This window comes from Promicromonospora kroppenstedtii DSM 19349 (genome assembly GCF_000515355.1).
GTDB lineage: Bacteria > Actinomycetota > Actinomycetes > Actinomycetales > Cellulomonadaceae > Promicromonospora > Promicromonospora kroppenstedtii.
In genome coordinates, this window is the sequence record NZ_KI911742.1 from 26,113 (window position 1) to 34,345 (window position 8,233).

General features: G+C 70.4%; 8 protein-coding genes. 3 read left to right on the plus strand and 5 right to left on the minus strand.

The annotated features are described in order from the left end of the window. Positions 1-175 precede the first annotated feature (175 nt). Positions 176-568 (plus strand): PPOX class F420-dependent oxidoreductase, encoded by a 393-nt coding sequence (locus tag PROKR_RS23750; protein ID WP_036968501.1) that lies wholly within the window; start codon positions 176-178, stop codon positions 566-568. A gap of 1 nt (position 569) precedes the next feature. Here the strand turns inward: PROKR_RS23750 and PROKR_RS23755 are convergent, their stop codons facing one another. Beyond that, positions 570-1,079, minus strand: a complete 510-nt coding sequence (locus PROKR_RS23755; protein ID WP_036968504.1) for a GNAT family N-acetyltransferase — start codon at positions 1,077-1,079, stop codon at positions 570-572. A gap of 88 nt (positions 1,080-1,167) precedes the next feature. On the opposite strand from PROKR_RS23755, the gene PROKR_RS23760 reads away from it, so the two are divergent. Both PROKR_RS23760 and purU read left to right on the plus strand, forming a co-directional pair. Then, positions 1,168-1,764: a GNAT family N-acetyltransferase gene (locus PROKR_RS23760; protein WP_036968507.1), complete on the plus strand. Its 597-nt coding sequence runs from the start codon at positions 1,168-1,170 to the stop codon at positions 1,762-1,764. 9 nt (positions 1,765-1,773) lie between these two features. Next, entirely contained in the window at positions 1,774-2,634 is an 861-nt protein-coding gene (purU, locus tag PROKR_RS23765) for a formyltetrahydrofolate deformylase (protein ID WP_036968510.1), read from the plus strand. A 115-nt stretch (positions 2,635-2,749) separates the two neighbouring features. Here purU and PROKR_RS23770 read toward each other — a convergent pair whose 3' ends face one another. The 4 genes from PROKR_RS23770 to pulA form a co-directional block, all read right to left on the minus strand. Next, complete coding sequence (locus tag PROKR_RS23770; protein WP_051433290.1) at positions 2,750-3,634, minus strand: carbohydrate ABC transporter permease; 885 nt, start codon at positions 3,632-3,634, stop codon at positions 2,750-2,752. Continuing rightward, positions 3,634-4,509, minus strand: coding sequence for a carbohydrate ABC transporter permease (locus PROKR_RS23775; protein WP_036968513.1), 876 nt, complete (start codon positions 4,507-4,509; stop codon positions 3,634-3,636). The genes PROKR_RS23770 and PROKR_RS23775 overlap by 1 nt, the downstream gene beginning before the upstream one ends. Before the next feature lie 4 nt (positions 4,510-4,513). Continuing rightward, entirely contained in the window at positions 4,514-5,863 is a 1,350-nt protein-coding gene (locus PROKR_RS23780) for an extracellular solute-binding protein (protein WP_036968516.1), read from the minus strand. A 216-nt stretch (positions 5,864-6,079) separates the two neighbouring features. Further along, positions 6,080-8,233: pullulanase-type alpha-1,6-glucosidase (pulA, locus tag PROKR_RS23785; protein WP_036968519.1), on the minus strand; the 2,154-nt coding region annotated here is incomplete at its 5' end.

The window sequence follows — 8,233 nt, forward strand, 5'->3', positions numbered from 1 at the left end:
CGTTCCCGCCGGGGCCAGTCGCCGCGGCCGGGATCCGTGCCGTGGGCCGGTCCCTGGACCGCGCCGACCACAGCCACGGCCGGCGCGACGCGCTGCTCCGGTCGCTCGACGCACTTGGCCCGGGGCGCGATACCTGATTGGCTGCGGCGGACACCCGACGTCGAAGGAGCACACAGTGACCAAGCCCCCGGTCCCCGAGCACATCGCGACCATGCTCGAGCGCCCGAACCACGCCGTCATGGCGACCGTCCGGCCCGACGGCGCGCCCGTGTCGGTCGCCACCTGGTACCTGTACGAGGACGGGCGCGTGCTGCTGAACCTCGACGGCACCCGCAAGCGCCTGGAGCACCTGCGGGCGGACCCGCGGGTCTCGCTCACGGTGCTCGACGGCGAGAGCTGGTACCGGCACGTCAGCCTCCAGGGCCGCGTGACCATCACGCCCGACGAGGGCCTCGCGGGCATCGACCGGCTCTCGGTCCACTACGGCGGCAAGCCGTACCCGAACCGCGAGAACCCGCGGTTCGACGCGTGGATGGAGATCGAGTCCTTCCACGCGTGGGGCTTCTGACCTACTTCTCCTGCGGCACGGGCTGTGCGCCCGCGGCGCCGAGCACGCGGCGCAGGTAGGTGTAGGTCAGGTCGCCCGCGGCCTTGTCGTACTGCTCCTCGTACCCGTGCTTGGTGTACAGCGCGAGGTTCTGCTTGGAGTCCTTGCCGGTGAAGACCCAGATCTCCGTGGTCTGCTCCGGCAGGTACGGGAGCACGGCGAACAGCATCTCGGTGCCGATGCCACGGGCCTGCTTGTCCGGGGCCACGGCCAGGCGGCCGAGGGTGGCCTTCTCGCCCTCGATCTCGACGCGCACCGAGCCGATCATCCGGTGGCCCTCCCACGCGCCGATCGTCACCACGTCATCCCGTGCGAGGTCCTCCCGGAGCTCCGCGAGCGTCTGGGTCAGCGGCGGGATGTGCGGGTCGTCGTACAGCTGGGCCTCGGTGACGAACGCGGCGCGGCGCAGCGTGAGGAGCTCGCCCGCATGGTCGTCCTCGACCAGGGCGATCGTCGTGGTGGAGTTGCTCATGGGTCCATCGTGTCAGAGGTGACACGCCAGAGTCGACGACGACCACGGTCCGGTCGGGCATGTCGGTGGCTCCGCGTAGGTTCGGGGCATGGAACGCATCGAGGTACGGCCCGCCGTGGGGCGGTACGACGACTTCTACGAGGTGGTGGGCGTCAAGAAGCCGGGCGGCAAGGGCTGCTGGTGCATGGCCTACCGGGACAGCCGCGTGGCACAGGAGGACCGCCCCGGCTACATGCGGGACGAGTGCGCGACCGAGCCCGGCCCGGGCGTGCTCGTGTACGTGGACGACGTCGTGGCCGGCTGGTGCTCCATCGCGCCGCGGTCCACCTACCGGCGGCTGATGAACAGCCGCACCATCCCGTTCGTCGACGAACGGGAGGCCTGGTCGGCGGTGTGCTTCGTCGTGCGGGCGGGGTTCCGGAAGCGGGGGCTCATGCACCACCTGCTGGCGGGCGCCGTGGAGCACGCGCGGGAGCACGGGGCCGAGGTGATCGAGGGCTACCCGGTCGACGTCGGCGCCGAGCGTGTCGACGTGATCAGCGGTTACGTGGGCACTGTGCGGATGTTCGAGGCGGCGGGCTTCACCCGCGCGGCCGAGACCGGCGGGGTGAGCGGTGGCCGACGGCGCTGGGTGATGCGCCGCGAGCTCGGACAGGGCGGGCTGCCGCAGGCCGTAGGGGGTTAGCCTGACCGCGTGAACGACGCGAGCGCAGCCACCCACTGGATCCTCACCCTGTCCTGCCCGGACCAGCCGGGCATCGTGCACGCGGTGGCGGGCATGCTCGCGGAGCACGGCGGCAACATCACGGAGTCGCAGCAGTTCGGCGACCCGGCGTCGGGCCTGTTCTTCATGCGCGTGCAGGTGGAGTCCGCCGCGTCGCGCGACGAGCTCACCGCGGCGATGACGCAGGTGGCGGGCGCGTTCCGGATGACATGGGCGCTCGACGTCGTCGGCCGCCGCATCCGCACGCTGCTCATGGTCTCCAAGGCGGCGCACTGCCTGGTCGACCTGCTCTACCGCGAGCGGTCGCAGCGCATGCCGATCGACGTCGTCGGCGTGGTGGGCAACCACCGCGACCTGGAGGACATCGCCGCCTTCTACGGCAAGCCGTTCCACCACGTGCCCGTCACCAAGGACACCAAGGCCGAGGCGGAGGCGACGCTGCGCGGCCTGGTCAAGGAGACCGACGCCGAGCTCGTCGTGCTGGCCCGGTACATGCAGATCCTGTCCGACGACCTCTGCCGCGACCTCAGCGGGCAGATCATCAACATCCACCACTCGTTCCTGCCGTCGTTCAAGGGCGCCGGCCCGTACCGGCAGGCGCACGACCGCGGCGTCAAGATCATCGGCGCCACGTCGCACTACGTGACCGGCGACCTCGACGAGGGCCCGATCATCGAGCAGGACGTCGAGCGCGTGGACCACTCCCGCACCGTCGAGGACCTGGTGGGTATCGGCGAGGACGTCGAGCGCCGCACACTGGCCCGCGCGGTGCGCTGGCACGCGGAGCGCCGGGTCCTGATGGACGGTCGCCGCACGGTGGTCTTCCGCTGAAGGAACCGGTTGGCGCAGCCGGGTGGTCGGCAGAATGTCAGGTGGTCGGCAGCTCGGGCTGCCGACCACCTGACATTCTGCCGACCACCCGGGCGGGCCTACCCGGGCCAGCGCCTCAGCCCTTGACCGCGCCCGCCAGGGCGAAGGCCGAGCCCGAGATGCGGGTGACCAGCACGTACAGGCCGAGCACCGGGACGGCGTAGAGCAGCGAGTACGCGGCGAGCTGCCCGTAGGCGACCGACCCGTACTGCCCGAAGAACGCGAAGATGCTCACGGCCGCCGGCTGCTTCTCCGGGGAGAGCAGCAGCACGAACGGGACGAAGAAGTTCCCCCACGCCTGCACGAACACGAAGATGAACACCACGGCGATGCCGGGACGCATGAGCGGCAGCACCACCCGGCGCAGGGCCTGCATGGCGGAGGCGCCCTCGGTCCAGGCGGCCTCCTCCAGCGAGATCGGCACCGAGTCCATGAAGTTCTTGGTCATCCAGATCGCCATGGGCAACGACGTCGCCGCCATGAAGAAGATGGTTCCGGGCAGCGAGTCGAGCAGGTTGAGCTGCACGAACAGCGCGTACACCGGGACCATGATCGCCGTGATCGGCAGGCAGGTACCGAACAGCACCGAGTACAGGAAGTACTTCCCGAACCGCATCCGGTACCGCGACAGCGGGTACGCCGCGAGCACCGCGACCACCACCGTGATCGCACCCGACCCCGCGGACAGCACGAACGCGTTCCACAACGGCAGCCAGGTGAGCTCCGGGGTCATGATCGCCGCGAAGTTCGCGGTGGTCACGGCGTCGGGCAGCCCGAAGGAGAGCGTCGCCTCCGCGTCGAACGACGCGACGAGGACCCACGCCATCGGGAGCACGAAGCACAGGGCGATCACGAGCAGCACCACGTTGGCGGCCACCTTCGTGGCCGTACCGCGGGGCGCGGCCAGCGTGCCGAGCCCGCTCCGGGCGGGCGCCGCGGGCCTCGTCAGGGTGTCCGTCATCAGTCCACCTCCGGTCGGAGCGCGCGGATGTAGATCACGGAGAAGATCCCGCCCACGATGATCATCACGGTCGCGATGGCCGTGCCGTAGCCGACCTGCGCGAACTTGAACGCCTCCTGGTAGGCCAGGATCGGCAGGGTCGAGCTGTCCGTGCCGGGCCCACCGCCGGTCATCACGTAGATGAGCGTGAACACCGACAGCGTCTGCAGCGTGGTCAGCATCAGGTTGGTCGAGATGCTGCGCCGGATCACCGGCAGGGTCACCCAGGTGAGCCGCTGCAGCCCGTTGGCGCCGTCGAGCTGGGCGGCCTCAGTGAGCTCCGGCGGCACCTCCGCGAGGGCGGCCGAGTAGACCATCATCGAGAAGGCGGTGCCGCGCCAGATGTTGGCGAGGATCACCGCGAGCATCGGGGTGGAGTAGAGCCAGTCCGGCCCCGTGATGCCGATGCCGCCGAGCAGCGTGTTGAGCGTTCCCTCCGAGTGGAAGAACGCGTATGCGGCGAACGCCGCGACGATCTCGGGCAGCACCCACGCGGCGACGACGACGGTCGAGGCGATCGAGCGCACCGGCTTGACCGCCGACCGGAGCAGGCCGGCGAGCAGGATGCCCATCACGTTCTGCCCGACGACGGCGGACAGGAACACGAACACGACGGTCAGCCACAGCGACTTGGGGAAGTCGGGGTCGCCGACCAGCGCCGCGTAGTTGTCGAACCCGATCCACTCCGGGCTCAGGGCAGCGGGCCCGGTCAGGGCGGCGTTGGTGAACGAGCCGTAGAACGACCAGACCACGGGGCCCAGCATGAACAGGGCGAGCAGGACGACGGCGGGCGCGAGCGGAACCACTCGCGCCACGCCGCGGGACGTGACGGCCATCAGGTCAGCCCTGGACCGTGTTCTCTTCGCCGACGATGCCGATCACCGCTTCGTCGTAGGCGGCGGCCGCCTCCTCCGGCGTCTGCTGGCCGGTCATCACGGCCTCCATCGCGACCATGATCTCGTTGGAGACCTTCGGGTAGTCGGACGTCGCGGGCCGGAAGTTGGTCACGTCGACCAGTCCCGTGAAGAACTCCGTGGTGGGGTTCGTCTTGGTGTACTCCGGGTCCTCGGCGACGTCGGTACGGACGGCGATCTGGCTGTTCGCGACGTCGAACCACAGGGAGTTCTCGCGGTCCAGCGCCATGGAGATGAACTCGAACGCGGCGTCCGGGTTCTTGGAGCCGGAGCCCATCGCGAGGGTCCAGCCGCCCGACATGCTGACCGCGCCGGGCGCGGCGCCGTCCTGCGTGGGCATGGGCGCGGTGCCCATCTTCTCGGACCACTCGGGCCACGGCGCGACGCCGGACTCGAGCCAGTTGCCCGCCACCCAGGAGCCGTCGAGCGCGATGCCGACCTTGCCCTCGGGCAGCCACTCGGCCTGCACCGTGTTGCCGATGTTGGTGTCGAGCGCCTGCTGCGGCGTCGGCGCCAGGCCCTCGGTGAACACGGTGGTGATGAAGTCGAGGCTGTCGACGAAGCCCTGCGAGCCCAGCACCCACTTGCCGTCCTCGTAGAGGGTGTCGCCAGTGCCGTACAGGAGCATCTCGAAGCCCTGCATCACGGCGGCCTCACCCTGCGGCTTGCCGGAGTACATGTTGAACGGGACCACGTCCGGGTCCGACTCCTTGATCGCCCGGGCGGCCTCCAGCAGCTCGTCCCACGACTTGGGCGCCCAGTCCTCGGGCAGGCCCGCCTTGGCGAGCACGTCCTTGTTGAACCACAGGCCGCGCGTGTCGGTACCCATGGACACGCCGTAGGTCTTGCCGTCGTCGCCCGCGCCGGCCTCCTTGGCGCTGTCGACGAACTGGTCCCACTCGTCCCACTCCGCGAGGTAGTCGTCGAGCGGAGCCAGGTAACCGGCCTCGACGTCGGACTTGATCATGTACGTGTCCTCGTACATCACGTCCGGGGCGGTACTGGGTGACCGGTTCATGAGGGCGAGCTTGGTGAAGTAGTCGTTCTGCTGCGCCTCGATCGGCACGAGCTCGACGGTGATGTCGGGGTTGGCCTTCTCGTAGTCGGCCTTGACGTCCTTGAACAGCTCGTCCGCCTGCGTGAAGTTGCCGAACTTCTGGTAGGCGACCTTGATCGTGGAGGCGTCGGAGCCGCCCCCGCCGGAGCCGCAGGCACCGAGCGAGAGCGCGAGTGCCGCTGCCGCGACGGGTGCGATGAGGAATCGTGCCGTGCGCATGAAGCTCCCTTGCGTCGTGCGAACCCGGCAACACCGCCGGGCCAACTGACGCACACGATTCACCCCCGGCGGGCCCGAGTCAAGGTCCACCGCCGAACAGTTGTCAGCGCTGTCACCCGTCACTGTTCAGGGGAGACACCTGAGCGGGTACTCAGCAGGCGGGCGGTGGCCGTAACTCCACGAGTTACGGCCGCCGCCCGCCTGGTGAGCCGCCGCTCAGCCGCGGGGGTCCGTCAGGACCGCGACCGTGCGGGGCGGGACCGTGACCGTGCCGGCGGCGCGGTTCCACGTGGTGTCCCGCACCACCGGGTCCGCCCCGTGCGCCTGGACGGGCGACAGCGCGTAGTCGCGGCCGGCCAGCTCCGGCGCCTCGACCGTGGCCTCGTCCGGCGACGCGTTGAACACCACGAGCACGCCGTCCAGCTTGCGGTCGACGTCGGTCCGGCCCGCCCGGTCGTCGATCGACATCGTGATGACGCCGGGGACGGCGTCCGGCCCGGAACCCGGGAACGTCACCTTCTGCTCGATCAGGTCGGCCGAGCCCAGCCGGAACAGCTCGGTCGAGTGCCGCAGCTCCAGCAGCTCGCGCGCCTGGGCGGCGGAGAACCCGATGTCGTCGGCGTCCGGCTTGAGCGCGGCGTCGGCGAGCAGGGGCCGCTGGTACGGCCACTTGTCCTCGTTGTCGGCCGCCATCGGCAGTCCGCGCCCGAACCCGTTGTCCTGGCCCGACCAGTCGATGGTGTTGAACCAGTCGCCGGAGTCGAACGAGTTGCGGTCCAGGGACTTGGAGCGCAGCAGGTCGGTGCCCGCGTGCCAGAACGACGGCGACTGCGACAGCGCCGCCGTGGCCAGCGAGACCGTGTTCATCCGGACGCGGTCGGCCATCGGCGTGCCCGCCGGCAGCTTGAGCGTCAGCAGGTCGAACAGTGTCTCGTTGTCGTGGGCGTCGACGTACGTGACGACCTCCTCCGGCGAGTCCGCGTATCCCGCGGGCGCACCCCGGTAGTCGAGCTCGTCGCCCCGGACCTGCTCCCCCGACGCGGTCGTGACCTCGAAGGACCGCAGGTTGCCGGCCAGCCCGAGCTTGACCAGGTCGGTCTGGTGGGCCAGGTCCGCCGCCTCGTCGTCGCCGCCGTCGTTGACCGACGCCGGGTCCTCCAGCCGCGCGTCCCGCCCGTTCGGGTCGGTGAACAGGCCGGTGCCGAAGCCCTGCGTGAACAGAGACGACCCGTCGACCGGCGAGCCGCCGTGGACGGCGTCGCGCAGGCGGTCGCTGAAGGTGCCGATGCCGGTGCCGCCGAGCTGGCCCTGCGTGGCCTGCTCGAACCGGGCGTTGCCCGCGACCTCGCCGAAGTCCCAGCCCTCGCCGTACAGGTACACGCTCTTGCCGTCGATGTCGTCCCGGCGCAGGGTGAGCGCGTCGAGCCCCGCCCGGACGGCCTCCATGTTCGCGCGGGAGTGGTGCCCCATCAGGTCGAACCGGAACCCGTCCACGTGGTAGTCGCGGGCCCAGGTGACCACGGAGTCCACCATCAGCCTGCTCGCCATGTCGTGCTCGGTGGCGACGTTCTGGCAGCAGGTGCTGGTCTCGACGGCGCCCGAGGTCGCGTTCTGCCGGTGGTAGTAGCCCGGCACCACGCGGTCCAGCACCGACTTGGGGTCCTGACCCGACGCCGCGGTGTGGTTGAAGACCTGGTCGAGCACCACCTGCAGCCCGGCGCCGTGCAGGTTGCCGACCATCGAGCGGAACTCGGCCACGCGGGCGCCACCGTCGGCCTCGACCGCGTAGGAGCCCTCCGGGGCCATGAAGTGGTACGGGTCGTAGCCCCAGTTGAAGGCATCGCTCCCCTGCACCTCGCCGACGGCGGCCTGCTGCTCCGTGCCGTCGGGCGCGAACCCGGACAGGTCGCCGGTCGTGGCCTGGTCGGCGCGGTCCTCGGGGATCGTCGCGATGTCGAAGGTGGGCAGCAGGTGCACGGTGGTCAGCCCTGCGTCGGCGAGCGAGCGCAGGTGCTTCATGCCGTCGGAGCCCTTCACCCCGAACGCGCCGTAGGTGCCGCGCAAGCGCGCGGGCACGGTCTCGTCGGAGCTGGAGAAGTCACGCACGTGGAGCTCGTAGATGGTCTGGTCCACAGCACGCTCCACGCGCGGCGCGGGCGTGTTCCGCCAGACCCTGGGCTGCCACGCCCTGGCGTCGAGGTCGAGCGCGACCGAGTGCGTCGAGTTCAGCGTGAGGCCCACCGAGTAGGGGTCGGTCACCACGTTGGTCTCGATCTGGCCCGTGCTCGGCACGTACACCTCGACGGCGTAGCGGTAGCGGGCGCCCTGCCAGTCGAGCCGGTGGTCGGCCCGGCCGCCGTCGAGCGTCCA